This is a genomic window from Mucilaginibacter sp. (genome assembly GCF_965277465.1).
Classification (GTDB): Bacteria; Bacteroidota; Bacteroidia; order Sphingobacteriales; family Sphingobacteriaceae; genus Mucilaginibacter.
Genome location: NZ_CBDICW010000002.1, coordinates 848,894 through 875,099 on the forward strand (window position 1 = coordinate 848,894; position 26,206 = coordinate 875,099).

23 protein-coding genes are annotated in these 26,206 nt (G+C 41.5%); 11 read left to right on the plus strand and 12 right to left on the minus strand.

From position 1 onward, the window contains the following. Positions 1-13: 13 nt before the first annotated feature. The 4 genes from recJ to ACQY4U_RS16180 all read left to right on the plus strand — a co-directional run bounded on the left by recJ (position 14) and on the right by ACQY4U_RS16180 (position 4,771). A complete protein-coding gene (gene recJ / locus ACQY4U_RS16165; RefSeq protein ID WP_428330481.1) occupies positions 14-1,717 on the plus strand; it encodes a single-stranded-DNA-specific exonuclease RecJ in 1,704 nt (567 codons plus the stop codon). A gap of 49 nt (positions 1,718-1,766) precedes the next feature. Further along, a complete protein-coding gene (gene lptB, locus ACQY4U_RS16170; RefSeq protein ID WP_428330482.1) occupies positions 1,767-2,510 on the plus strand; it encodes an LPS export ABC transporter ATP-binding protein in 744 nt (247 codons plus the stop codon). A 23-nt stretch (positions 2,511-2,533) separates the two neighbouring features. Beyond that, positions 2,534-4,054, plus strand: a complete 1,521-nt coding sequence (locus tag ACQY4U_RS16175) for a GH3 auxin-responsive promoter family protein (protein WP_428330483.1) — start codon at positions 2,534-2,536, stop codon at positions 4,052-4,054. Positions 4,055-4,240: 186 nt separating this feature from the next. Continuing rightward, complete coding sequence (locus ACQY4U_RS16180) at positions 4,241-4,771, plus strand: REP-associated tyrosine transposase (protein ID WP_428330484.1); 531 nt, start codon at positions 4,241-4,243, stop codon at positions 4,769-4,771. A gap of 237 nt (positions 4,772-5,008) precedes the next feature. On the opposite strand, the gene folP is transcribed toward ACQY4U_RS16180, so the two are convergent. Further along, positions 5,009-5,860: a dihydropteroate synthase gene (gene folP, locus ACQY4U_RS16185; RefSeq protein WP_428330485.1), complete on the minus strand. Its 852-nt coding sequence runs from the start codon at positions 5,858-5,860 to the stop codon at positions 5,009-5,011. 88 nt (positions 5,861-5,948) lie between these two features. Between folP and ACQY4U_RS16190 the strand changes: the two genes are divergently transcribed. The 3 genes from ACQY4U_RS16190 to ACQY4U_RS16200 are packed head-to-tail and all read left to right on the plus strand — an operon-like array spanning position 5,949 to position 8,769. After that, the gene (locus ACQY4U_RS16190) at positions 5,949-7,118 is read left to right on the plus strand and encodes a BT_3928 family protein (protein WP_428330486.1); all 1,170 of its coding nucleotides are present in this window, start codon (positions 5,949-5,951) and stop codon (positions 7,116-7,118) included. Between the two features lie 4 nt (positions 7,119-7,122). Continuing rightward, positions 7,123-8,181 (plus strand): ABC transporter permease, encoded by a 1,059-nt coding sequence (locus ACQY4U_RS16195; RefSeq protein WP_428330487.1) that lies wholly within the window; start codon positions 7,123-7,125, stop codon positions 8,179-8,181. A gap of 24 nt (positions 8,182-8,205) precedes the next feature. Beyond that, positions 8,206-8,769, plus strand: a complete 564-nt coding sequence (locus ACQY4U_RS16200; RefSeq protein WP_428330488.1) for a shikimate kinase — start codon at positions 8,206-8,208, stop codon at positions 8,767-8,769. 16 nt (positions 8,770-8,785) lie between these two features. On the opposite strand, the gene ACQY4U_RS16205 is transcribed toward ACQY4U_RS16200, so the two are convergent. From ACQY4U_RS16205 to kbl, 11 genes are all read right to left on the minus strand, one after another. Further along, entirely contained in the window at positions 8,786-9,295 is a 510-nt protein-coding gene (locus tag ACQY4U_RS16205) for a phosphoribosyltransferase family protein (RefSeq protein ID WP_428330489.1), read from the minus strand. A gap of 70 nt (positions 9,296-9,365) precedes the next feature. Beyond that, positions 9,366-9,764 carry a hypothetical protein gene (locus ACQY4U_RS16210; RefSeq protein ID WP_428330490.1) on the minus strand — a complete coding sequence of 133 codons (399 nt, stop codon included), beginning with the start codon at positions 9,762-9,764 and terminating at the stop codon, positions 9,366-9,368. A gap of 48 nt (positions 9,765-9,812) precedes the next feature. Further along, entirely contained in the window at positions 9,813-11,225 is a 1,413-nt protein-coding gene (gene rlmD, locus ACQY4U_RS16215; protein WP_428330491.1) for a 23S rRNA (uracil(1939)-C(5))-methyltransferase RlmD, read from the minus strand. Between the two features lie 335 nt (positions 11,226-11,560). After that, a complete protein-coding gene (locus ACQY4U_RS16220; RefSeq protein ID WP_428330492.1) occupies positions 11,561-11,974 on the minus strand; it encodes a hypothetical protein in 414 nt (137 codons plus the stop codon). An 81-nt stretch (positions 11,975-12,055) separates the two neighbouring features. Continuing rightward, positions 12,056-12,787 carry a ferritin-like domain-containing protein gene (locus tag ACQY4U_RS16225; RefSeq protein WP_428330493.1) on the minus strand — a complete coding sequence of 244 codons (732 nt, stop codon included), beginning with the start codon at positions 12,785-12,787 and terminating at the stop codon, positions 12,056-12,058. Between the two features lie 52 nt (positions 12,788-12,839). Further along, the gene (locus ACQY4U_RS16230; RefSeq protein ID WP_428330494.1) at positions 12,840-13,145 is read right to left on the minus strand and encodes a winged helix-turn-helix domain-containing protein; all 306 of its coding nucleotides are present in this window, start codon (positions 13,143-13,145) and stop codon (positions 12,840-12,842) included. Next, positions 13,142-13,774 (minus strand): hypothetical protein, encoded by a 633-nt coding sequence (locus ACQY4U_RS16235; RefSeq protein WP_428330495.1) that lies wholly within the window; start codon positions 13,772-13,774, stop codon positions 13,142-13,144. Before ACQY4U_RS16235 ends, ACQY4U_RS16230 begins: the two co-directional genes overlap by 4 nt. A gap of 154 nt (positions 13,775-13,928) precedes the next feature. Beyond that, a complete protein-coding gene (locus ACQY4U_RS16240; RefSeq protein ID WP_428330496.1) occupies positions 13,929-14,510 on the minus strand; it encodes a TetR/AcrR family transcriptional regulator in 582 nt (193 codons plus the stop codon). A 3-nt stretch (positions 14,511-14,513) separates the two neighbouring features. Further along, on the minus strand, positions 14,514-14,924 hold the full coding sequence (locus tag ACQY4U_RS16245) for a Rieske (2Fe-2S) protein (protein ID WP_428330497.1): 411 nt from the start codon (positions 14,922-14,924) through the stop codon (positions 14,514-14,516). After that, on the minus strand, positions 14,921-15,955 hold the full coding sequence (gene pheS / locus ACQY4U_RS16250) for a phenylalanine--tRNA ligase subunit alpha (protein WP_428330498.1): 1,035 nt from the start codon (positions 15,953-15,955) through the stop codon (positions 14,921-14,923). The genes ACQY4U_RS16245 and pheS overlap by 4 nt, the downstream gene beginning before the upstream one ends. A gap of 48 nt (positions 15,956-16,003) precedes the next feature. Continuing rightward, complete coding sequence (gene kbl / locus ACQY4U_RS16255) at positions 16,004-17,194, minus strand: glycine C-acetyltransferase (protein WP_428330499.1); 1,191 nt, start codon at positions 17,192-17,194, stop codon at positions 16,004-16,006. 249 nt (positions 17,195-17,443) lie between these two features. Here kbl and ACQY4U_RS16260 point away from each other — a divergent pair, with 249 nt between their 5' ends. The 4 genes from ACQY4U_RS16260 to ACQY4U_RS16275 all read left to right on the plus strand — a co-directional run bounded on the left by ACQY4U_RS16260 (position 17,444) and on the right by ACQY4U_RS16275 (position 26,186). Next, positions 17,444-18,403: a rhodanese-related sulfurtransferase gene (locus ACQY4U_RS16260; RefSeq protein ID WP_428330500.1), complete on the plus strand. Its 960-nt coding sequence runs from the start codon at positions 17,444-17,446 to the stop codon at positions 18,401-18,403. A gap of 113 nt (positions 18,404-18,516) precedes the next feature. Further along, entirely contained in the window at positions 18,517-21,405 is a 2,889-nt protein-coding gene (locus ACQY4U_RS16265; RefSeq protein ID WP_428330501.1) for a ligand-binding sensor domain-containing protein, read from the plus strand. Between the two features lie 267 nt (positions 21,406-21,672). Next, the gene (locus ACQY4U_RS16270) at positions 21,673-24,693 is read left to right on the plus strand and encodes a SusC/RagA family TonB-linked outer membrane protein (RefSeq protein WP_428330502.1); all 3,021 of its coding nucleotides are present in this window, start codon (positions 21,673-21,675) and stop codon (positions 24,691-24,693) included. A gap of 8 nt (positions 24,694-24,701) precedes the next feature. Further along, a complete protein-coding gene (locus tag ACQY4U_RS16275) occupies positions 24,702-26,186 on the plus strand; it encodes a RagB/SusD family nutrient uptake outer membrane protein (RefSeq protein ID WP_428330503.1) in 1,485 nt (494 codons plus the stop codon). Positions 26,187-26,206: the final 20 nt, after the last annotated feature.

Consider the following 26,206-nt stretch of genomic DNA (forward strand, 5'->3'; position numbering starts at 1 on the left):
AAGCTGCAAAGATATGAATAAACGGTGGGCAATAAGAGATAATGCTGACGATGAGCAAGTACAAAAATTAGCCGCCGAATTAAGTATTGATGCCGTTTTAAGTACCCTGCTGATAAACAGGGGCATCAAAAATTTTGATGATGCCCGCCTGTTTTTCAGGCCCGATGTATTGCACCTGCACGATCCCTTTTTAATGCAGGATATGGAAAAAGCCATATTACGGATTGAAGCCGCGATGGAAGCAGGCGAAAAGATTATGGTTTATGGCGATTATGATGTAGATGGTACAACGGCAGTATCGGTTGTTTATGGCTTTTTTAGTAAAATATATGACCGGTTGGAATATTATATTCCTGACAGGTATAAAGAGGGTTACGGCATCTCTACCCAAGGGATTGATTATGCTGCCGAGAATGGCTTTAAGCTGATCATAGCGCTTGATTGCGGTATAAAATCGGTTGATAAAATTGCTTACGCAAATACCAGGGGTGTTGATTTTATTATTTGCGATCACCACTTACCCGGCGATGAGCTGCCCGCCGCCGTTGCTATACTTGACCCCAAACGCAACGACTGCGAATATCCTTACAAAGAATTATCGGGTTGTGGGATTGGGTTTAAACTGATACAGGCCTATGCCGAAAAAAATGATATTCCGTTTGAAGAAATTACATGCTACCTTGATTTGGTTGCCATAAGCATAGCCTGCGATATTGTACATATAACCGGCGAAAACCGGGTGCTTGCCCATTTAGGCCTTCAAAAAATAAATACAGATCCATGTATCGGCGTTAAAACGCTGATGGAGGTAGCAGGGAGAGGAACTTATTATACCATATCCGACGTGGTGTTTTTATTGGGCCCCCGTATAAATGCTGCCGGGCGTATTGATGATGCCAAGCATGCTGTTGAATTGCTGACCGCAACCAGCGAAGAAGTAGCCAAAGAAAAAAGCCTGCTCATCAACGTAAAAAATACCGAACGCAAAGGGCACGATCTGTCAATTACCGACGAAGCCTTAGGCATGATTGATAATGATGAGGTGCTGATAGGTAAAAAATCAACAGTGGTATTTAATGAGGGCTGGCATAAAGGTGTAATAGGCATTGTAGCATCACGGCTAACTGAAAAGTATTACCGGCCTACTATTGTGCTAACTCGCTCAAACGGGCATGTGGCAGGTTCTGCACGGTCTGTTTTGGGTTATGATTTGTACGAGGCGCTTTGCGGCTGCAGCGATCTGTTAATTCAGTTCGGCGGGCATAAGTATGCCGCCGGGCTTACCATGCACCCCGAAAATGTAGAGGCATTTGCAAACCGCTTTGAAGAAGTAGTAAGCGCAACCATAAAGCCAGAACAATTAATACAGCAGATACAGATTGACGCAGAATTACGTTTAAGGCAGATAGAACCAAAGTTTTTCAGGATATTGAACCAGTTTGCACCTTTTGGGCCAGAGAATATGTCGCCCGTTTTCATAAGTAAAAATGTGTATGTTAGCGGTAATGCGGGTTTAGTTGGCGGCAATCACGTTAAAATGACGGTAATGCAGCCAGATTCGCCGATGTTTGATTGCATTGCATTTAATCATGGCGAATATTTGTCGCAATTAAAAAAAGATGTTCCCTTTGATATTTGTTATTCAATTGAAGAGAACGTGTGGCGCGAAAGGCGAACCATACAGTTAAACATAAAAGGAATAAGGTTTGTTGAATAGGCAGAGCTGAAACAAACGGCGGTCTTCAAATCAATATAATTAGCGGTTAATGAATTTAAGAGCAGAAAATCTATTAAAAAAATATAAGCAGCGTACCGTTGTAAACGATGTATCGTTCAATGTTTCGCAGGGCGAGATTGTTGGATTGCTTGGCCCTAACGGAGCAGGTAAAACAACATCTTTTTACATGATAGTAGGTTTAATAAAACCTAATGAAGGCAAGATATTTTTAGATGATAAGGATATAACTACCGATCCTATGTACCGCCGCGCACAAAAGGGAGTAGGTTACCTGGCGCAGGAAGCCTCTATATTTCGTAAGCTTACTGTTGAGGATAATATTAAGGCTGTTTTAGAAATGGGCACCATGCCTAAAGATCGCCAGAAGGATAAGCTGGAAGAACTGATTGATGAGTTTAGCCTGCACAAAGTACGCAGAAACCGTGGTGACCTGCTATCCGGCGGTGAGCGTAGGCGTACCGAAATAGCAAGGGCGCTGGCAGCCGAGCCTAATTTTATTTTGCTGGATGAGCCCTTTGCCGGGGTTGACCCTATTGCCGTTGAAGAGATACAGGCAATGGTAGCCAAACTAAAACACCGTAATATTGGTATATTGATAACCGACCACAATGTGCAGGAAACCCTTTCAATTACTGACAGGGCTTACTTACTTTTTGAAGGAAAGATATTAGAATCGGGCGTGCCGGAGGTACTGGCAGCCAACGAGCTGGTACGTAAGGTTTATTTAGGGGCCAATTTTGTTTTAAAAAGAAAAGTATTCCCGGTTAGCTAAAACCAATTATAACCTGATAGTGTATGACCATTTTTAATTCTGTTTTTACCTGGTTCATGAAAAAGCGTATCCACCAGATAGAGCTTTTTATGAAATATCCTAATGAAGTGCAGGAAGAATGGTTTGAACAATTAATATCAGCAGCAGAAAATACCGAGTGGGGCCGAAAGTATGGTTATAAATCCATCACCCACCTGTCGCAGTTTAAACAGCGCGTGCCCATACAAACTTATGATACCCTAAAGCCTTATATTGAACGGATGCTGCTGGGTGAGCAAAATGTGCTCTGGCCATCCGAGATCAGATGGTTTGCAAAATCATCAGGTACCACCAACGATCGCAGCAAGTTTATCCCAGTAAGCGAGGAAGCATTGGAGGAATGTCACTTTAAGGGCGGCAAAGACCTGCTGACCATATACTTCAACAACAACCCCAATGCCCGTATGTTTACGGGGAAAATCCTTACCCTTGGAGGCAGCTACCAGGTGAGCCAGCTAAGCGCGGATACTTCTTTCGGTGATCTATCGGCCGTATTGATGAAAAACCTGCCCATGTGGGCGGAGTTTCACCGTACACCCCACATGGATATAGCCCTGCTGGAAGATTTTGAAGAAAAGATTGAAAAAATGGCCTACGCCACCAAGGATGTTAATGTTACCAGCCTGAGCGGTGTACCTACCTGGAACATCCTCTTGTTTAAAAGGATATTAGAGATAACTGGCAAAAACAATCTTTTGGAAGTTTGGCCAAACCTTGAAATGTATTTTCACGGGGCGGTGAATTTTACGCCTTACCGCGAACAGTTTAAAAAACTGATCCCCACGGATGATATGTATTACCTGGAAAACTACAATGCATCCGAAGGTTTCTTCGGCATACAGGATACCCGCGAACCAGGCGAAATGTTGCTGATGCTTGATTATGGTATATTCTATGAGTTTTTACCGATAGAGGATCTGCATAAAGAAAACCCGGATACTTTAACGCTCGATGAAGTTGAGCTGTTTAAAAACTATGCACTGATAATAAGTACCAATGCCGGCCTTTGGCGCTATATGATAGGCGATACCGTAAGGTTTACCTCCTTATCACCATTCCGTATACAGGTTACCGGGCGTACCAAACACTTTATTAATGCTTTTGGCGAAGAACTGATCATTGATAATGCAGAGCGTGCGCTTGATGAAGCCTGCCAGCAAACGGGTGCCATCATTCGTGATTATACTGCAGCGCCCGTTTATTTCAGTGGTGATGAATGCGGGGCACATGAATGGATAATTGAGTTTGAAAAGCAACCTGCCGAGTTTGAACGTTTTGTTGATCTGCTCGATGAAACCCTGCGCCGCATTAACTCTGATTATGATGCCAAGCGGTTTAAAGATATGGCGCTGCGCCGCCCGGTAGTGCGCCGCGCCCCGGAAGGAACTTTCTTTAACTGGATGAAGGAAAAGGGTAAACTCGGCGGGCAGCATAAAGTGCCGCGTTTGGCCAACGACCGTGAATATGTTGACGGCATTTTAAAAATGATGGAATTGGTAGGGTAGTACGGCAGGCCAGAGGCCTGTTAATATATGTCACTCGGCCGGAGCCGAGCAGCTGCATGTTGGTGTGCATGTGGTACATTTATAAGAAAAGTAAACAATACCAAAACCTAAACAAAAGAAAACGCAGTCGCTCTGTTCCAGCCGAGTGACAACTATTTTTCCGGCGTCCCGCCGCAATCAAACAATATGTCAGAATTACGAAAAGCCAGCACCGACCGCCCGTTTTTTATAACACTCAGCATAGTTGGCTGGATCGATGTATTTATACGAAACGATTATTGCGAAGAGTTTATCAATAACCTGGAATACTGCCGTAAACATAAAAGCCTAAAAGTATTTGCCTATTGCATAATGAGCAGCCATATCCATTTAATAGTAGCGAGCGATGATTCAAATTTATCTGCAATTATTCGTGATCTGAAAAGCTTTACGGCAAAACGGGTCATAACCATGATTGCTGAAAACCCACAGGAAAGCAGAAAAGAATGGCTTTTGTATTTGTTTAAATTCTTTGCAAAATACCATCACCAAAATAAGGAATATCAGTTTTGGCAAAAGACAAATCATCCGATAGAACTAATCAGCGCAAGCGTTTTTGATCAAAAGGTTGATTATATACATAATAACCCGGTAAAGGCTATGTTAGTTAACGAAGCAACTGCTTATGTATATAGCAGCGCCAATCCTGATTCGCCATTGAAAGTGGATGAAAGTTAGGGTAGGCCAGGGGCCTGTTTATAGTCGTCACTCGGCTGGAGCCGAGCGACTGCATACGGGTTGGGCTATACGAGTGATATATTTTATATTAATTAAAAAAATAAAATCAAACACGCAGTCGCTTGGCTCCAGCCGAGTGACCGATATTTCCCCGGCGTCCCGCCGAAATTAGAATAAGAGTTAGGGTAGGCCAGAAACCTATACCACAGCGTCCCGCCGAAATCAAACAAACAGCAACTACCTACAGGCTTCCCAAATTTTCACAGCTTCAACAGCTTCCTTAACATCGTGCACTCTTAAAATATCTGCGCCTTTCATTAATGCGATGGTATTTAAAGCAGTAGTGCCATTTAAGGCTTCGGCAGCGGTTTCACCAAGCAGGCCATAGATCATTTTTTTTCGCGAAATACCAACAAGCAATGGTAGCTGCAACACATTAAAATCCTGTAATCTTTTCATCAGCTCATAGCTTTGTTCGGCTTTTTTAGCAAAACCGAAGCCGGGATCAAGAATCACATCATGTACCCCCAATTGCTTTAACTGGTGGTATTTGTTTGCAAAGTAATCATATACTTCAATAAAAATATTTTCATAATCAGTATGTTGCTGCATGGTTTGGGGCGAGCCTTTCATGTGCATTAAAATATAAGGCACTTGCAGGCGGGCAACGGTTGCAAACATATCGGCATCTAACTCACCGCCCGATATATCATTGATAATATGTGCCCCGGCTTTAACAGCAGCTTCTGCAACCTGCGATCTGAAGGTATCTATGGATAAAACAGCATCAGGGTATCGTTTAACAATGGCCTCCACAGCGGGGAGCAGCCGGTCTGTTTCTTCCTGTACCGAAATATCTGCCGCGCCCGGGCGCGATGAATAAGCGCCTAAATCTAAAAAAGTTGCGCCATCGTTCAGCATCTTTCCGGCTTGTAAAACGGCTGCTTCCATATCTTGCTTACGGCTATCGGCAAAAAAAGAATCAGGGGTAAGGTTAATAATTCCCATTACTTTGGGGCTGCTTAAATCAATAAGCTTACCGCCCGCATTTAGGGTTACCTTTTTCTGAAAAAATGTATCTTTAGCCATTCTAAGTTGCAAAAGTTGTAAAAATTACGAATGGTTAAAATTGGTTAACCTTTTCAACAACTACAACTATTACAGCATTTAATAACAAATGGAAAAAGTTATCTATAAATCAACCGCATGGTGGGTGTGGGCAGCAAGAATATTGGTTGGCTTGCTTTTTATCTTTTCGGGTTTAGTTAAAATAAACGATCCCCTCGGCTTCTCGTACAAACTTGAAGAATATTTCGAGGTTTTCCATATCGGCTTTTTAAATAGTCTGGCGCTTAGCTTAGCTATTATCCTTTGCTCGCTCGAAATTATTTTGGGCTTCGCTTTATTGATAGGCGTCCGCGCCATATCCGTTGCCTGGGGATTACTGTTGCTCATCATATTTTTTGCCTTTTTAACTTTTTACTCTGCCTTTTTTAATGTGGTACAAACCTGTGGCTGCTTTGGCGATGCCATCCCTTTAACGCCCTGGCAGTCGTTCAGTAAAGACATGGTGTTACTGCTGCTGATCATCGTTTTGTTTAAAGACAGAAGAAACATCAGGCCCTTATTTAATGCTAAAACCTGCGATCAGTTATTAATCGCTTCGGCTGTAATTTCTGTGGGTTTCGGGCTCTTTACCTATAACTTTTCGCCGGTTATTGATTTTTTACCCTATAAAGTTGGTGCAAATATCCTGGATGAAATGAAAACGCCGCCTGGTGCGCAGCCAGACGAATATGAGCTGACCTACAACCTGAAAAACAAAAAAACAGGCGCAACCAAAACAATGACCAATACCGAGTATCTGAAAACCAATATCTGGAAAGACAATAACTGGGAGATCATCGGTCAGCCGGAAAGCAGGTTGGTTAAAAGAGGATTTACTCCCAAAATCCGCGACCTTGCCATACAAGATGCCCAGGGTAATGATTATACAAAGGAGCTTTTATCAAACCCGTTTAATAACCTGGTAATTGTTGCCTACGATATAAATAAAGCTGATGGCGATGCCATTGACCGCTTAAATGCCCTGGCAATAAACCTGTCGCAAAACTTTAATACTCGCATGGTTATGCTTACCTCTAACTCTGCACAGTTTACGCAGGCTTACAGCAAGCAGCATAAATTAATGTTCGAGATTTTTTATGCGGATGAAGTGCCTCTGAAAACAATGGTACGCTCAAACCCCGGCATATTGCTAATTAAAAACGGCACCGTGATCAATAAATGGCATTACCACTCCATCCCTAAGTACGATGAGCTGGTGAAACAATATTTTCAGCAATAAGCTTATGATCAGCTACCTCATTCGCAAATTGGTTTATGGGCTGGCGGTGATGCTGGGCATTGTGGTAGTGGTGTTTTTTTTGTTCAATGTATTGCCTGTAGACCCGGCCCGGATGACACAGGGGCAAAGGGCCGATGTGCAGTCGTTGCAGGCCATCCGCAAGGAGTTTGGTTTGGATAAGCCTGTGCCCGTTCAGTTTGTTTATTATATCAATGATCTTTCGCCCGTAGGTATTCACCTCAACACAAAAGAGGAGCAGCAGCGGTATCATTATTTAAAATTGTTCCCGGTATCGGCAACCAAGGTGATTGCTTTAAAATGGCCCTACCTGCGCCGTTCTTATCAAACGCATAAGGAGGTGGCCACCCTGCTGCTCGAAGTTATTCCGAATACATTAGTGCTGGCTGCAACCGCCATGCTATTTGCCATTATAATAGGTGTTTTTTTAGGGGTGATATGTGCTGTAAACCAAAATACCTGGATAGATAAGCTGGCCATTGGTTTCTCAACATTAGGGGTATCGGCCCCTTCGTTTTTTGCAGGCATAATTATAGCCTGGATCTTTGGGTTTGAGCTGAGCAAATACACGGGCTTGAATATGTCTGGCAGTTTATACAGTTACGATCCCTTTAAAGGCGAAGTAATTACATGGCGTAACCTGATACTGCCAATGGTAACTTTAGGCTTACGGCCCTTAGCTATTATTGTACAGCTAACCCGCAATGCCATGCTTGATGTTTTGGGGCAGGATTATATCCGTACTGCAAAAGCAAAGGGCCTGAGCAATAATGCCATCATTTACCGCCATGCTTTAAAAAATGCCATGAACCCGGTTATTACCGCTATTGCAAATTGGTTTGCATCCCTGTTAGCAGGTTCGTTTTTTGTGGAATATGTATTTGGCTATAATGGCTTAGGGAAAACTACGGTTGATGCTTTGGAAATGTCTGATTTCCCCGTTGTGATGGGTTCCATTCTTTTTATTGCTTTTATATTTGTGGTGATTAATATTTTGGTTGATGTGCTATATGTTTGGGTTGACCCAAGGGTAAAGCTTACCTAAAACCAAAATCAAGTGTTTATAATAATGAGTGGAGCTGAAAATATTTTACCTGCAAATAATAATTTAAACATTGCCGAGGGCGGATTAGGCCTTATCTTCCTGATTGGTTTTATGGGTTGCGGCAAAACTACGCTTGGCCGTAAATTAGCTAACCGGTTGGGTTATCCGTTTATGGATCTCGACCATGTTTTGGAAGAACAGGCAGGCATGAGCATAGCCGATTATTTTTCCAATTTTGGCGAAGATGCTTTCCGTAAGCTCGAATCAGAAGTATTGAAACAGACCGTTTATCCCGAACATGCAGTGATATCAACAGGTGGTGGCTTGCCCTGTTTTTTTGATAATATAGATTGGATTAATGCGCATGGAAAGTCGGTTTACATTAAGCTATCATCCAAAACCCTGGCCGACAGACTGGAGCATGAAAAAACAAAACGCCCCTTGTTACGCGAAAAGCATGGTGATACCCTGATTGCTTTTATTGATGAGAAATTGGCGGAACGGGAAGGGTTTTATAATAAAGCAACCGTTGTTACCGATGGTTTAGGCTTAACGGCTATGAAGGTAGAAGCGCTTTTAAAATTATAGCGTATTTAAAAATCTACTATCGTAAATAAACCCCATCCTCAACACCCTCTTCATCCAGTACTACATCAACAAACTCCTTTAATACGGTTGATAAAGCTATCCCGGCGAAATCGGTTGTCATTGGGAACTTTTTGTGGTTACGGTCTATCAAAACTGCTGTGCGTAGCTTTTTAAGTGGCACATCGCGGAAAACGCCGAAGCCGTAAGCCAATGTCTTGCCGCTGTTCAGCACATCATCTACTAAAATAACCACCTTATTGCTGCAATCTTTTACATCAAAATTTATGTTGGCCTTAAGGCTCGTGCTTTGCTTATCCAGCTCAATCCCAATAAATTTGCTTTTAAAAGGTGCAATTTCATCCAATATGCCAATTATTCTGCGGGCAATTTTATCGCCGCTTGGTAAAATTCCGGCAATCAGAATCTCTTCCTCATCAAAATTATCTTCTAATATCTGGTAAGCAATACGGTCTATCTTTTGCTGAATTTGCTGATGATTTAATATAAGAAGCTGTTTATCTGGCATGGCTGTTATTGTTATGATAAAGATATAAGCAAATTACAACATTTGCACTTTTCAATTTAAAACAAAGAGATTATTCTTTTACGTAAGGATAGTAAACAAAATTGGCGCCTTCGGGCACTATCACAAATACGCACATGTAATCGTTTGGATTTTTGTAGCTGGTAATAAAGCGTTCTTTCAGTATTTCTTTAATAATGCCTTTTTCTACAAATTCCTCTAAGGTGGATGCATGGATGCTCCATTCTGTGTTCAGGTCGTGCCTGTCCAGGATAACCTCTCCCAGGTTCAGATCATGCTGATGCGCTATGAAAATTGGGTAGTTGGTAAGCCCTTCTACCATAATTTCAACCGCCACTTCGTGAATCGATTCATTAAAAAACTTTAAATCCTTCTCCAAACTCAGCAGCGGACTTTCCTTTTTCGATTCTTCGCTATGTCTGTCTTCGTTTAACAGTTCTTCCGGTTCCATATTAATCTCTTATTATATTATGTAATGCACCAAATCAGGTGCGCTACATTATTCGTTAACTCTTAATACCAATAATACTACGTTTTCCACATGCTGCGTATGCGGGAACATATCAACCGGCTGAATTTTTACGGTATCATACTTCTCCTTTAATACCAGCATGTCACGGGCCTGTGTGGCTGCATTACAGCTCACGTACACAATTTTAGGGGCCTCAATCTCCATTAACCTTTCAACCACGTCTGCGTGCATGCCTGCGCGTGGCGGATCGGTGATGATCACATCCGGCTTGCCATGCTCCGCTACAAAATCAGCAGCCAAAACATCTTTCATATCACCGGCAAAAAATTTAGTATTGGTGATATTATTAATGGCCGAATTGATCTTAGCATCCTCAGTTGCCGATGGCACATATTCAATGCCCACAACCTCTTTTACGCTGCCAGCAATAAAGTTGGCAATGGTGCCTGCGCCGGTGTAAAGGTCATACACTAATTCATCACCTTTAAAGTCGGCAAAGTCGCGGGCTATTTCATACAGGCGTAGGGCCTGTATCGAGTTGGTTTGATAAAATGATTTAGGCCCGATTCGGAAACGGATGCCATTCATCTCTTCGTGAATGTAGGCTTCACCTTTATATACTTCTACTTCCTGGTCAAAAATAGTATCGTTCTTTTTTTGGTTGATGATATAAAGGAGGGACGTTATCTCGGGAAATTTACCATCAATAAATGCCATCAGCTTATTCACTTCGTCTTCATCCACGTATGCAAAAACCACAATTACCATTACCTCGCCAGTTGATGATGTACGAACAATAAGGTTACGCAAGGAGCCGGTGTGGCCTTTAATATCATAAAAGCTGTAGCCGTTCTCAATCACAAAATCTCGGATACTGTTACGCAGCGTATTTGATGGCTCGGCCTGCAGCCAGCAATGGTTTACGTTCAGTATTTTATCAAACCTGCCGGGGATATGAAAGCCCAGTGCATTCATGTTCAGGGTTTCATCCTCACGGCTTTCGCCATCGTATAACCAGCGTTTGTTTGAAAAGGTATACTCTAATTTGTTGCGGTAATATTTATCGGCAGGAGAGGGCACAATAGGCGATATGCCCGATACATCTATTTTGCCCAAACGGGTCAAAGCGTCAACTACCGATTTTTGTTTGAATTTTAATTGCGCATCATAAGTCATGTGTTGCCATTTGCAGCCGCCGCAGGTGCCAAAGTGTTCGCAAAAAGGCTCGGTACGGTATTCGGATGGTTTTTTAAGCTGAACTATTTTGGCTTCGCCAAAGTTCTTTTTGCTGCGGTACACCTGCACATCGGCAATATCGCCGGGTATGGCTTTGTCAACAAACAGTACAAAATCATCGGCTTTACCTACGCCTTTGCCTTCTTCGGCAATGTCAATAATGGTAACATCTTCAAAAAACTTATTTTTAGCAGCTTTATTCATCAGGCTGCAAAGTTAATTGTATTTATTTAATGTGAAACTTACCGAAGGCGCAAAACAAGCACAATCACCCTTAAAGGATGTTAAAATTACTGCCGATAAGCTATTAAATAAACAGATTTACCAATTGTTCCCAAAAATTATCCGGCTCCGCGTCTGCTATGTCAAATTGCTCATCTATCATATCTGAAAACTCAATCAGCTCTCTGCTCATGATAAAATGCTTTTTTATTACAAATAAAACTATTTATATACCAAAAACCAAATTGGTATTGTGAAATAATTGTTAAATTTTGGGTTGATATAATGTATTTGTATTATAAAATAGATTAATCAGTTTAATCGAGCCTGTAAAACCATATCCCCCAACCAATACAAAAGGAATTGCAAAAAGGCAGATAAAAAAAAGGATCATCATATTTAAATTCAATGGGAAACCCGATCAGTAAAAATGTTGCAAAAGTTAATATGATACCGGCTGCAAATAGGAGCCATATTCGTAAAGGATGTTTTAAACATAAGCCTACAATAATATAAACAAGAATGGTAAATGCCACCCAGGTTAAAAATGAAAGGATCAGTTCTAAAAAAGTGAAAAAGAAGTAATTGGATAAAGGCGAAAGTGTAGAGTCTGCAATGTCCTGTGTATGAATTGGCCGGACGTAATATTGTATGATCAGATAAAAAAATGGTGCGACCACCACACTGCTTAACCAAACTTTAAGGCTGTATAAAAATGGATTAACATTCATGTTTTAATATGCTAATAGTTTAGAAGAATGAGGCAGGGTGTAGGCTGCCCCATTTTGATTAGTCTAATTTCTGTATTCATTTCAGGCTATTTGGAAAGTATATGGCTTTGTGATTTTTTTAATGGTTTTTGAATATTTGAGTTCCATCTTATTCATATAACACTCAAAAGTATTATCACCGGCTTTAAACAAACGCTTGTTTGCAAACCATACCAATAGCGATGTACCTATAAAAAAGTATTTATAAACTATTTTACGCCAGGATTTAGCGTAGGCTGATTTACTGTGATATATTGCCGCAAGCCTTTCGGTTTGAAAAGTAATGTGATGGGCTTCATCAATCAAAATATCTGTACAGATTTCCTTTAAAAGACCGCATTCCGTTGCGTCTTTAAGTGATTGATAAAATATCTGTGCGGTACTTTCAACCACAATAACAGCTATCGTCCATGATTCCATGCTGGTATTTAAATGCCTGACTTTTCTAAATAAGGTATCCCCCCAGTTTTGTTTAATTCTTTCTTTCCCGATATTATCCAGGTAAGCGCCTAAATTATTGCCATGTTTTTGCTCTTCTTTTATAAATAGCCTAATAGCTTCAACATATTCAGGTTCTTCAATTTTAGCCGCATATTTTTCAGCTGCGGCAATTAATTGCTTTCCTTCGGATGTTTCTCCTAACTGCCATGCTTGTAACGAATGCAAAATAGTTTCAATTTCATCAGTAGAGATGTTGGGTTCCTGGGCCCAGTTGATTCTTTTTTGGAGTGCATTTGCCTTGAAATGCTTAATCCAGTAGTTGCTTGAATGCATGATTGTTTATTTTAAAAGTACTTTGTATTTCAAAGCAAATGGGTAAAAAAAATTATTTTAGTTTTTGCTGTTTAATTAATTGCTCTAAAGCATCCAAATGCTGTTTAAAGGCAGTTTTTCCTTTTGGGGTGCGTTCATAAGTGGTATTAGGTTTGCGGCCTAAAAATGATTTATGTACCACAATGTACTCCTCTTTCTCAAGCGCTTTAAGGTGCGATGCCAGGTTACCGTCGGTGGTATCCAGCAGTTCTTTAAGCGAGTTAAAGTCATAGCGGTCATTAACCACCAGCACGCTCATGATCTGTAACCGCAGCCGGTTCTCAAATGCTTTGTCTAATTTTTCAAAGGGGACTTTCACCTATCGTATTTTAAGTACATCATGCTGCCGTATATAATATGCAGCACTCCAAAACCAATGGCCCAAAATAGTAATCCATATCCGGGTAGGCAAGCGGCAATAAGGCCTAATATTATTTCGCTTAGCCCTAAATATTTAATAAGGGTGTAGGTGAAATTGCTTGCACTCACCAATGATAGTCCGTAAAAAATAAGGGAGGCCGATGCTACAATACCATAGTGGCCTTGTATAATTAATATCAGGATAAAAATTCCGCCTGTTACCAGCGGGGTAGCCATGTGGAATAATAAAGAGCGGCTTGTTTGCCCCCACAAGGGCTGCCTTTTTTGTTTGGCTTTGCGGTACGATAATATAAAACCTGTAATAACTGATGCAATTAATACCAACAGTGCAATTGACAATAGCAGGTAGCTGCGCGATGTTATTTTGCCGGCGTCGGCATCGTCGCCAATGGTAAAGTTGCGGGTAAAGGCATCGGTATACAAAATATTAAAGGCTGCGGCAGCTCCAATCAGTGCATAAATACCTGCCAATATCCCTGAGAGGCCGCTGAGGGATATAAATTTTGAGGATCGCTCCATCAGGCTGCGGATGGAGGTAAGCTCGTCCTGTATTTCTTTTTCTTCCACTTAAAAGTACTTTGTTTTTCAAAGTAAATAATAAAAAATTGATTGTGCAAATTATAATTCACTTTTATGAATCATAATTTGACTGTTTTTAAATTATTAAGGTCTTTCAAGCTTTGTTTTGAGGAATGAGGGGCTGATATTTAATCCGGATCACTTAAATAGTGATCGCCGCCTTTACCAAGTAGGGCAGGATCTCTTTTTGAAACGAAACAAAGTTTTTGCGCACATCCGAATCACTTACCGATGTAAATGCAAAGCTGAACACAATGCTTTTGCTGCACTTAATTAAAAAGCGGATGCGCTGCAGGTAGTTTTCCTGCTTGCGTAATTCGGTAAGCTGTGAAAAGGCGCTGACCAGCATTTCTTCCAGCTCGTTCGACAGGTTCTTTAAAAAATCCTGGGAGTTTGTTGATTCGCGGATAAAATCCCAGCCTATAAACTCATTGCAAACGGTATAGCTAAGCCTGCATGTTTTCATTATCAGGATGTTTAAGTGCGCTTCCTCATCCATATCGGGGGTGTTATGGTTAATCAGGTCGTCAACACTCAACTTAATATAATCCATCAGCAGGGAGTGTAAAACATCCTCCTTGCTCTGAAAATACTTGTATATAGTGGCCTTGGCTATCTTAGCCTTTTTTGCAATCTCGTTAACACTGGTTTTATGATAACCGAATTTCCGGAACAGGTCTTGCGCTGCCCGCTTAATGCTTTCTTTTATTTTATCCGGTTCCATGTATCAATTAGATACAAATATCTCAAAATTACTCACATTTATAGTATATGATTTGAGCGATCTTGTAGCGGGTGCTTTTACAGGCGTACCATCAGCTAATGAAAATTTTGAACCACTGCAGGGATCAGTAACCGTAAAGCCCGAAGCATCTAAGGTTACAGCGCAATGGTTTTGAGGCTGATAGCTGCTGCAACGGTCATAAGCAGCATAGCTGCCATCGGTTTCGCGGTACAGTATGATACCCGCCACACCACCACCTATAAAGGCTGAGCCGCCTGCTACATTTAATGCGCTTACACGCGGGTCGGTAAGGGCTATCTGTATGTTTACCGAAACATTGGGTACTACATCGCCGCTTTTACCGCACGAAATAAAGGCTAATGAAAGGGTGATTAGTAAAAAGATTTTCCTCATATGATCTCTGTTTGAAATTGCTTCAGAAAACGAACATCGTTCTCAGAGAATAAACGCAGATCACGTATCACATATTTTAAATTGGCAATTCTTTCTATCCCCATCCCAAAGGCAAAGCCGGTAAACTTGGTGCTGTCAATACCGCAGTTTTCCAAAACGTTTGGATCAACCATGCCGCAGCCTAAAATTTCAACCCAGCCGGTGTATTTACACATGTTACAGCCGCTTCCCTTGCAAATGGTGCATGAAATATCCATCTCGGCCGATGGCTCGGTAAAAGGGAAATACGATGGCCTGAAACGTACCTTGGTACCATCGCCATAAAGCTCCTGCACAAAGTGGTAAAGCGTTTGTTTCAGATCAGAGAACGAAACATTCTCATCAATATATAAACCTTCAACCTGGTGAAAAAAGCAGTGTGCGCGTGCCGATATAGCCTCATTACGGTAAACCCTGCCCGGCATAATAGCACGGAAAGGTGGTTTACCATTCTCCATCATCCGCACCTGTACCGATGAGGTATGCGTACGCAGGGCAATATCATCAATACCGCTGTTCTTCTTGATGAAAAAGGTATCCTGCATATCCCTGGCAGGGTGTTCCTGCGGAAAGTTCAATGCCGAAAAGTTATGCCAGTCATCCTCAATTTCTGGGCCTTCGGCAACCACAAAGCCCAGGCGCTTAAAAATATCAATGATCTCGGTACGGATCAGGGATAGCGGGTGGCGCGAGCCGATAGCAAAGCCATCACCGGGCAGGGTTAAGTCGAGCCCTAAATCCTGGGATTTATCGCCTGCGTCAAATGATTCTTTAAGCTCATTGTATTTTGCTTCGGCTAATTGCTTAAACTGGTTAAGTACTTTGCCAAAGGTGCGTTTTTCTTCAGGACCTACATTTTTAAACTGCTCAAACAGGTCTTTTATAATTCCTTTGGTACCTAAAAATTTTATACGGAACGTTTCTAATTCATCAGCATTAGCTGGTAAAAAAGCATTGATCTCGGTAGTATATTGATCTATTTGAGCTTGCATTGTAGTGTGTTGTGTAGTAATCCTTTTGTTTTTTATGCTGACAGGTGTTTATTTGATAACGGCTAATTCCTTGCCCACTTTGGTAAACGCAGCAATGGCCTTATCCAAATGCTCCCTGTTGTGCCCGGCTGAGATCTGCACACGGATGCGTGCTTTTCCCTGTGGCACTACCGGGTAATAAAAGCCTATTACATAAATGCCTTCCTGCAGCATTTTGGCGGCAAATTCCTGCGCCAGTTTTGCATCATATAGCATAACCGGAACTATTGGGTGTACACCCGCCTTAATATCAAAGCCTGCTTCGGTCATTTTAGTACGGAAATATTGGGTATTGCTTTCAAGCTTATCGCGCAGATCGGTGGTTTCGCTCAGCATATCCAATACCGCTATTGAGGCCCCGGTAATTGATGGTGCAAGCGTATTTGAAAACAGGTATGGGCGCGAGCGCTGGCGCAGCATATCAATGATCTCTTTACGGCCTGATGTAAAACCACCCGAAGCACCACCTAATGCTTTACCTAATGTACCTGTAATAATATCTATTTTGCCCATAACACCATGATGTTCATGTGTGCCACGGCCTGTTTTGCCCATAAATCCCGAACAATGGCTTTCGTCAATCATTACCAAAGCGTTATATTGCTCGGCTAACGTGCAAATTTTATCTAACTGGGCAATGGTGCCATCCATGCTGAATGCACCATCGGTAACTATAATACGGTGGCGGCAGGTGGCTGTTGCCTTTAGTTTTTCCTCTAAATCGGCCATGTCATCGTGTTTATAACGCTGACGCTGTGCCTTGCATAAGCGCACACCATCAATAATTGAGGCATGGTTTAACTCGTCGGATATGATGGCATCCTGGTCATTAAATAAAGGCTCAAATACACCGCCGTTAGCATCAAAGGCAGCTGCATATAATATAGTATCCTCGGTTCCTAAAAAGTCGGCTATCTTTTTTTCCAGCTTTTTGTGAATATCCTGCGTACCGCAAATAAAACGAACAGACGAAAGGCCATAACCATGCGTATCCATTGCATCTTTTGCAGCTGCAATAACCTGCGGGTTATTTGACAGGCCTAAATAGTTGTTAGCACAAAAATTTATTACTTCCTGCCCGCCTTGTACCTCAATATCAGCACCCTGTGCCGATGTGATGATGCGTTCTTTTTTAAATAGACCTGCATTTTCAATTTCGGCAAGCTCTTGCTGTAAAACAGGCTGTAGTGTATTATACATATATGTTTATTGTTAGAGGCTGCAAAATTAAACATTCTATTTGATTTAAAATAGCAGTTTAAGCCTCTTTACCGCTTGCGTTAGGGTGAGCTTAAAAAGCTAATGAATCTGCATAGGCTGCGCTATCGGTGCCCAATATTGGTAGAAAGCTATCCATCCGATAGGCGTAAACAACGGCTTTTACATATCCATTAAAATTGTTAATTTTGCAGCTCATTTAACACTGTTTGCAGCAGTATCGATGATTTTATGGCAAAATATAATACACTACTATACTATTGTTATTCAACAATAGCCGATGCGGAGCAATTTGCTGCCGATCATTTAATCTTCTGTAAAAGTTTAAACCTGGCAGGCCGTATTATTGTGGCTACCGAGGGGTTGAACGGCACCGTTTCAGGCACCCCTGAATCTTGCAGAACATATATGGAAACGCTTCATGCCGACCCAAGATTTGCCGGTATTGATTTTAAAGTTGATGAGGTAGATACCCCTTCGTTCGTTAAAATGCATGTGCGTTATAAATCCGAGATCGTTCATTCGGGTCTGCGCGATCCGGAAATGATCAATCCGCAGGAAAAAACAGGAAAGCACCTGGAGCCGAAAGACTTTTTGGCCATGAAGGATGATGAAGATGTTGTTATACTGGATGTACGCTCAAACTACGAGCATAATTTAGGCAAATTTAAAAATGCCATTACGCTCGATATCGAGAATTTCAGGGATTTTCCGGCCATGATCAATGAGCTATCGCAATACAAAGACAAAAAAGTTATTACCTATTGCACCGGCGGCATAAAGTGCGAAAAAGCATCGGCCCTGTTACTGCACGAAGGGTTTAGCGATGTTTACCAGCTGCATGGCGGCATTATAAAATATGGTAAGGAAGCCGGCGGAGAAGATTTTGACGGTAAATGCTATGTATTTGATAACCGCCTTTCGGTTGATGTGAACAGTGTTAACCCTGTAGTTATATCAACCTGCTTTAATTGCGGCAAGGTAACCCCAAAAATGATCAACTGCGCTAACCCCGAGTGTAATGAGCATTTTACCCAATGCGATGATTGCGGTACGGCTATGGATGGTTGCTGCAGCGATGCCTGTAAGGCTCATCCGCGTAAAAGGATCTATGATGGTACGGGATACTATGTAAAAGTTCCGCAGCCGGTAAACGTGAGCAAAAAAGGCAAAGTTCAGTTAGCTGATTAAGCCATTAAACAGGCGCAAGTATTGAGCCTTTATATTTTAAAGAGATTTTCAATTTCAAACCGTATTTTCGTAGAGATGCAAAGTTTTGCATCTCTATTTTTTGTTATAGACCTATGCGTAAGGCAATTCTATTTTTTGCATATATCCTGTTAAATGTATGGGGCGCTCACAGTGCCGATATAAAAAGCGTTGGTGTACCCTATGTGCAAAACTATACCAAGGCGCAGTACCAGTCGGGTAATCAAAACTGGTCTGTTACGCGCGATGAACATGGCATTATGTATTTTGGTAATGCCGAAGGTTTACTGGCTTTTGATGGTAAATACTGGCAGCTTTACCACATGCCTAACGGGCTTATAGTTCGTTCAGTAGCGGCTGATGGTAAAGGCAAAATATATGCAGGCGGGTTCGGCGAGTTTGGTTATTGGGAAAATAACAAGGCCGGCTTTTTGAAATATAACTCCCTTATCCATTTAATCCCCAAAGGTTATTTGCCAAACGAGGAGATTTGGAAGATCTATGTTGATGGCGATAGGGTGATCTTCCAGTCATTCGGCTCCATTTTTATTTACTCAAAAGGGAAAATTAATATTGTAAAAGCTCCAAACCCATTTCTTTTTTTATTTAAAACCGGGAGCCGGTACCTGGTTGAAGAAGTTTCGCAGGGTTTATTCGAACTAAAAAATAATCACCTTGAATTTATTGAAGGCAGTAAGGTATTAGGTAGCAGCGGTGTACTGTCTATATTGCCGTTTCAAAAAAATAAATACCTTATAGGCACAGGTAATAACGGCTTGTTTATATACGATGGTAAACAGATAAAGCCCTGGGCCAACCAGGCCAATGATTTTTTAAAAGCATACCAATTAAATAACGGTGCAGTAATACCGGGTAAGTATTTTGCCTTTGGCACTATTTTAAACGGTATTGTAATTATTGATACTGCCGGTAACGTGGTGCAGCACATCAATAAATCAAGCGGGTTGCAAAATAACACCGTGTTAAGTATTTATACCGATAGGGAACAAAACCTTTGGGCCGGCCTTGATAACGGGATCGACCGCATTGAGGTAAACTCGCCGCTATACTTTTACTTTGATAAAACAGGCAAATTCGGCACGGTATATTCCAGCACCATTTTTAATAAAAAGATTTACTTAGGTACTAATCAAGGGCTTTTTTATAGCGATTGGATACCGGGATCCAATAACCTGTTATCGCAATCTTTTGATTTTAAGCTGATCCCGGGTTCGCAGGGGCAGGTGTGGGATTTGTCTATACAGGGAGGGCGCTTGCTTTGCGGGCATAATGATGGTACTTACCAGGTAAACGGGAGTAGTATCAATAAAATATCGACCGTTAACGGAGGCTGGACGGTTAAAAAGCTAAACGATAACCTGCTGATACAGGGAACTTATATAGGCTTGGTAATTTATCGCAAGGATAGTAACGGCAACTGGGTATTTGACCATAAGGTGGCAGGCTTTGTAGAGCCTTCACGATATGTGGAGCAGGATAGCAAGGGGCAAATATGGGTGAGCCATGCTTACAAAGGGATTTATAAAATAAACCTGAGCAGCGATCTGAAAAAGGCAACATCCGTAAAATATTACGATAAGCATTATGGGCTGCCCGACAGCTATAATGTAAATGTATTTAACTTAGATAACCGCATCGTGTTCTCGTCCGATTCTGGTTTTTGTGTTTATGATGATATTACCGACCGTTTTTTTAAATACCAGCAGCTTAACCGTAAGCTGGGCACGTTTGCATCGTCAAACAAAATAATTGCCGCGGCGGGTAAAAAATACTGGTTCATTAACCACGGCAGGGTAGCATTGGCTGATCTTTCGGTACCCGGCAAGCTTACTATAGATTCAAACAGGTTCAATAGCCTTAACGGGCAAATGGTTCAGCATTACGAAAATATCAACCTGATTAATAATTCGATCTATTTGATCAGCGTTGATGATGGCTTTGTGATTTTGAATGATGATGATGCTCTTTTATCAAACAAAATACAATTGCCCGATGTGCTGATCCGTAAGGTGGAGAACATTACGGATAAGGTATCAGCAATAACCGAAAGCAGCAATACGCTTAATGATATTGAGATCCCTTACTCGCAAAACAACATCCGTATTTCTTATTCGTTGCCCTATTATAAGCAGGCAAAAGTAAAATATCAGTACTACCTTGATGGCTATTCACGGCAATGGAGCGATTGGACTACCCAAAGCCAAAAGGAATTTACCAATTTAAGCCAGGGTGCATACAGCTTTAAGGTTGTTGCCAAAATAAATGATCAGGCTGTTTCACCCATAACCGTATTTACCTTTAGGGTATTACCGCCCTGGTACGCATCAAAAATTGCTATCGTGTTTTATTTAATGCTGATGATACTACTGTATTATATCATCAGGCATTATTATCATCTAAAATTAAAACGGCATCAGCATTATATTCACGAAAAACTGCACAATGAAAAAGAAGAGTTTTTAAAGCAGGAAGCCATTGTAAACGAGCAGCAGATAGTGAAGATAAAGAATGAGCAGCTACAGGCCGACCTGGCCAGCAAAAGCCGCGAGTTAGCAAACTCGGCAATGAACATTGTTTACAAGAACGAACTGCTGCAAAAGATAAGCGAAGAAATAACCCATTTAAAAGACAGTGCTGGCAAGCAGCTCGCCGACGATCAGTTACGGAAGATTCAAAAGGTAATTGACGAGGGCATGAGCGATGAGCGCGACTGGAATATTTTTGAAAGCAGTTTTAATGAGGCGCATGAAAACTTTTTCAAAAAGTTAAAGGCAGAACATCCCGACCTTGTGCCTAATGATCTTAAGCTTTGTGCCTACCTGCGCATGAACATGAGCAGTAAAGAAATGGCATCATTGTTAAACATTTCTTTACGCGGAGTTGAAATCAGGCGTTACAGGCTACGTAAAAAGCTGGATTTGGCGCATGATAAAAACCTTGTGGAGTTTCTCATCGAGCTTTAATACTACATCATTACCTCTCATAACTCATTTTTATTGTTGTAGTATCAATATAGCATTTGTAGTATGTATATATTACACTATGTTGATGTTAAGTATTTGATTGTCATTTATTTATAAAAAACATTATAATTGAGTGTGAAAGTGTTTTTAGGCATGATGTATTAATGTAGAGTAATATAATTTGTTAAAATTGTATTATCTGTCCAATTTCGACCTACGAAAAAACCAATTTTTTAAAACCTACTTTCCAAATTTTAATTAACCACTATGAAGAGAATTTTTACAATCTCAGGGTTAGTACTTTTGTTGTCTTTTTTTATTACTGCTGCGTTTGCACAAAATGTTACCGTAAAAGGTAAGGTTACAGATGCTACTACAGGCGAAACGCTTATTGGCGTAAGCATAGCAGTTAAAGGGACACAAACCGGTACTCAAACCGATGCAAATGGTGCCTACACAATTGCTGCACCATCAGCCGCCACTTTAACATTTACCTACATTGGATACTCCACCCGCGAAGTAGCAGTAAATGGTAGCACAAATATTGATGTTAAATTACTTGCTCAAGCCAGCGAGCTGCAGCAGGTTGTAGTTATAGGTTACGGTACACAGCGTAAAATTGATAACACAGGTTCAACTGCATCAGTAAAGGGTGTTGAAATTGCCAAACAGGCATCAACTAATCCATTAAGCTCATTACAGGGTAAAGTTGCCGGTGTTAACATTATCAACAGCGGTTCGCCAGGTTCATCACCACAGGTTAGCATACGCGGTTTAGGTACGGTGTATGGTAATGTTAGTCCGCTTTTTGTGGTTGATGGTGTTTGGTACAGCGATATTAGCTTTTTAAATAATAACGATATTGAAAACGTTACTATATTAAAAGATGCATCAAGCACAGCTATCTACGGTATCCGTGCAGCAAATGGTGTGGTATTGATAACCACCAAGCATGGCGTAAAAGGTAAACCGGTTGTTAACTATAATGGTTATGTAGGCTGGCAGGCTGTAACCAACCAGGTTAAAATGGCCAATGCATCTGAGTATGCAACAGGCGTTAATGAGCTTTCGGCAATTAACGGTGGTAACCCGGTTTTCAGTAACCCGGCCGGCTATGGCAAAGGGACTGACTGGTACGGACAGATCCTGCGCAACGCACTGGTAACAAACCACCAGGTTTCAGTTAGCGGCGGTACAGAAAAATCAACTTACGATTATTCATTCGGTTACCTTGATCAGGATGGTTTGGTCCGGAATAATAACTACCAGCGCTATACCCTGCACATCGCTAATGAATTTAAACCTATCAAAATATTATCATTAGGCTTTAGCGCAAACGGACTTTACAGTAAATCAATTGATCCTCCGGGCGCAATCTTCCACCAGTTATTTACCGCTGCCCCAACTTTACCGGTAAGGTATAAGGATGGTGCTTACGGCGATCCGGCTGACTACCACACCGGTGATGGTAACAACTTTAACCCCGAAGCTACACTTGATTATTTTAACCAAAAATCAGTAAATCACCGCTTAACTGGTGATGTACATGCCGAGTTATCTATTTTAAAGAACCTGAAATTCAGGACAAGCTTTGGTGGTGATATTGGCCAGGCAGAAGCCAGGGGATATACCCCGGTTTATTCGGCAACAGTTGCGCAAACTGTTAATACATCAGATTTAGATGTTAACCATACTGAAACCCACAACTGGATCTGGGAAAATACATTGACCTACGATTATAAATACAAGGATCATAAATTTACCGCTTTAGCAGGTTACTCGGCGCAAAATAACAGGTCGTTTGAATTGGATGCTTCTGCTAAAAATGTTCCTTATGCAGCTTCAGGTAATTTACATAACTCGTTCCCTGATACTACTAAGGCTAATTACTACGCCGATCCGTCACAGCAGATCCACAACCGCGCATTGTCGCAGTTTGGCCGTATCAACTATTCGTTTCAGGATAAGTATTTGTTAAATGCTTCTATCCGTCATGACGGTGCCTCACAGTTTTTCCCTAACGCTTACGGATGGTTCCCATCTATTGGTGGTGGTTGGGTAATAACCAATGAGTCGTTCATGAAAAATCAGCACATATTTGATAACCTGAAACTTCGCGGAAGCTGGGGTAAGGTAGGTAACTCTGTTGTACCTATTAACCCGTCGGTACAAACTGTATCGGCCGATCCGTACCTGACTGCTATTTTCGGTAACCCGCAGGTAGCCAGCCAGGGTGCAAGTATCAATACCATTGTACCACCGGTTATTGTTTGGGAAAAAGCAGTAGCTACTGATTTTGGTATTGAAGGTGCATTTTTAAACAATAAACTATCATTTGAAGCTGATTATTATAACAGGAAAACTGAGGATGCTATTTTTGCCATCCCGGTACTTGAATCAATCGGTACAAACAGCGGTAGCCTGATAGGTAACCAGGCCAGTATCAGCAATAAAGGTTTTGAATTTTTATTAAGCTGGAGAGATCAGCCTACTAAAGATTTTTCATACGCTATCAGCGGTAATATTGGTATCAACAATAACAAAGTATTATCAGTAATTAGCGGTAAAAACCCTATTTATAGTGGTGGTAACGGTATTGCCAATGGCAACTTAGCTACCCGTACTGTTGTAGGTGAGCCTATTGGCGAGTTTTATGGCTACAAGGTTACCGGTGTTTTCCAAACTGCTGCACAAATTGCTGCATCAAAACAAACGGATGCTAAGCCAGGTGATTTTATTTACCAGGATACAGACGGCGATGGCGCAATTACCAGCAAGGATCGTGTAGTGTTAGGTAACCCTAACCCTAAGATCAGCTATGGTTTTAATACTTCATTTACCTACAAAGAGTTTGATTTAGCGATCGATCTTCAGGGTGTTACCGATGTTAGCGTTTATAATGCCAACCTTGGTTACCGTTTTGGTAATGAAAACTTCACCCAGGATTTTTACGAACATCGCTGGCATGGAGCAGGTACCTCTGATACCTATCCGTCAGTAAATATTGGGTCAAACAATAACTCAAAACCAAACTCTTTCTTTGTTGAAAGCGGTGCTTACTTCCGTGTAAGGAATGCACAGTTAGGTTATACCTTACCGGGTACAGCTTTAAGAAGATTTGGTGTACATAAAATCAGGTTCTATGCCAACGCCCAAAATGCCATAAACATTTTTGGTTACAAAGGATTTACGCCTGAGTTAGGTGGAGCAGTAGGTAACATGGGCATTGATGCAAGCGTTTACCCGCTTTATGCAACCTATAATTTTGGTGTTAACGTTACTTTTTAATTTGAATAATGATGAAGAACAGGAAAAAATTATTGCAAGGAGCGTTCGGGATAAGCTTTATTGCATCACTTATAATGTTCCAGAGCTGTAAAAAGAGCTTTCTGGATGTAAATCCCGCTGGTAATGTGGCAGCATCACAATTTTGGAAAACACAGGCTGATGCTACATCGGCAGTTAATGCCATGTATGCTAACTTACACGAGTGGACAAATATTGCTTTTGCACCTATAGCGGTTGAAAGCATGGGATCAGACGATGTTGAAAAGGGAAGTACCCCGTCTGACGCATCGTTCATGAACGACTTTCACAATTTTACAGCTAACTCCGGCGAAGGCCAGATAGATGATTTTTGGGGTGGCGAATACAAGACCATCAACTTTGCTAACCAAATACTGGATAACGTACCGGGTATAACTATGGATGGAAGCTTAAAAGCAAGATATCTTGCCGAAGCTAAATTTATCCGTGCCTGGGCATATTTCAGATTGGTAAGGGCATTTGGCGATGTGCCATTGCGTTTACACGTACCTAAAGCTGCATCAGAGTATAATATTCCGCGTACACCAAAGGCACAGGTATGGGCAGCAATTGAAACTGATTTAACCGATGCAGCAGCTGTATTGCCTCAAAGCTACAGCTCGGCAGATATTGGTCACGTAACTAAAGGCGCTGCTTTAACCTTACATGCCAAAGCAGCTATGTACCAGAAAAAATGGAGCGATGTATTGAGCTATACCAACCAGGTAATGGCATTGGGTTATACATTATATCCTAATTATGAGCAAATGTTCAGAACTACGCATAAAAATAATTCTGAATCCATATTTGAAATACAGAACATGCTGATCGCTAATAACCCTGCTGCCTCAAACTCACAGTATTCACAGGTACAGGGTGTGCGTGGCGTAACAGGTGGCGGCTGGGGCTTTAACGTTCCAAGTGCTGATTTGGCCGCAGCTTATGAAGCAGGCGACCCGCGCCGCGATGCCACCATCATTTTCAGAGGTGAAACTACACCCGAAGGTGATGTAATAGATGCATCGGGCGATAACCCAATGTATAACCAAAAATCGTATGTGCCATTCAGTCTTTACGTTTCAGGTTTTAACGAAGGTTGCCAGCAGGATAAGATCTGTTTACGTTATGCCGATGTATTATTAATGAATGCCGAAGCTAATAACGAGTTAGGCAGTTCAGCAGCAGCATTGGTTCCGTTAGAAGCAGTAAGGGCACGTGCAAGGGGTGGTAACAACGCTATATTGCCACCAGTTACAACAACAGACCAGGCTGCCTTACGCACTGCAATTTATAACGAGCGCAGGGTTGAGTTAGCAATGGAGTTTGACCGCTATTTTGATGTGATCCGCCAGGGCAGGGGTACAGCAGTATTTGGTTCGCGCGGCTGGAAAGCTGGCAAGAACGAAGTATGGCCGCTTCCACAAAACGAAATAGATTTAAGTGCAGGTCTGTTAACACAAAACCCGGGTTATTAATTCAGCTATTAAAATCAAAA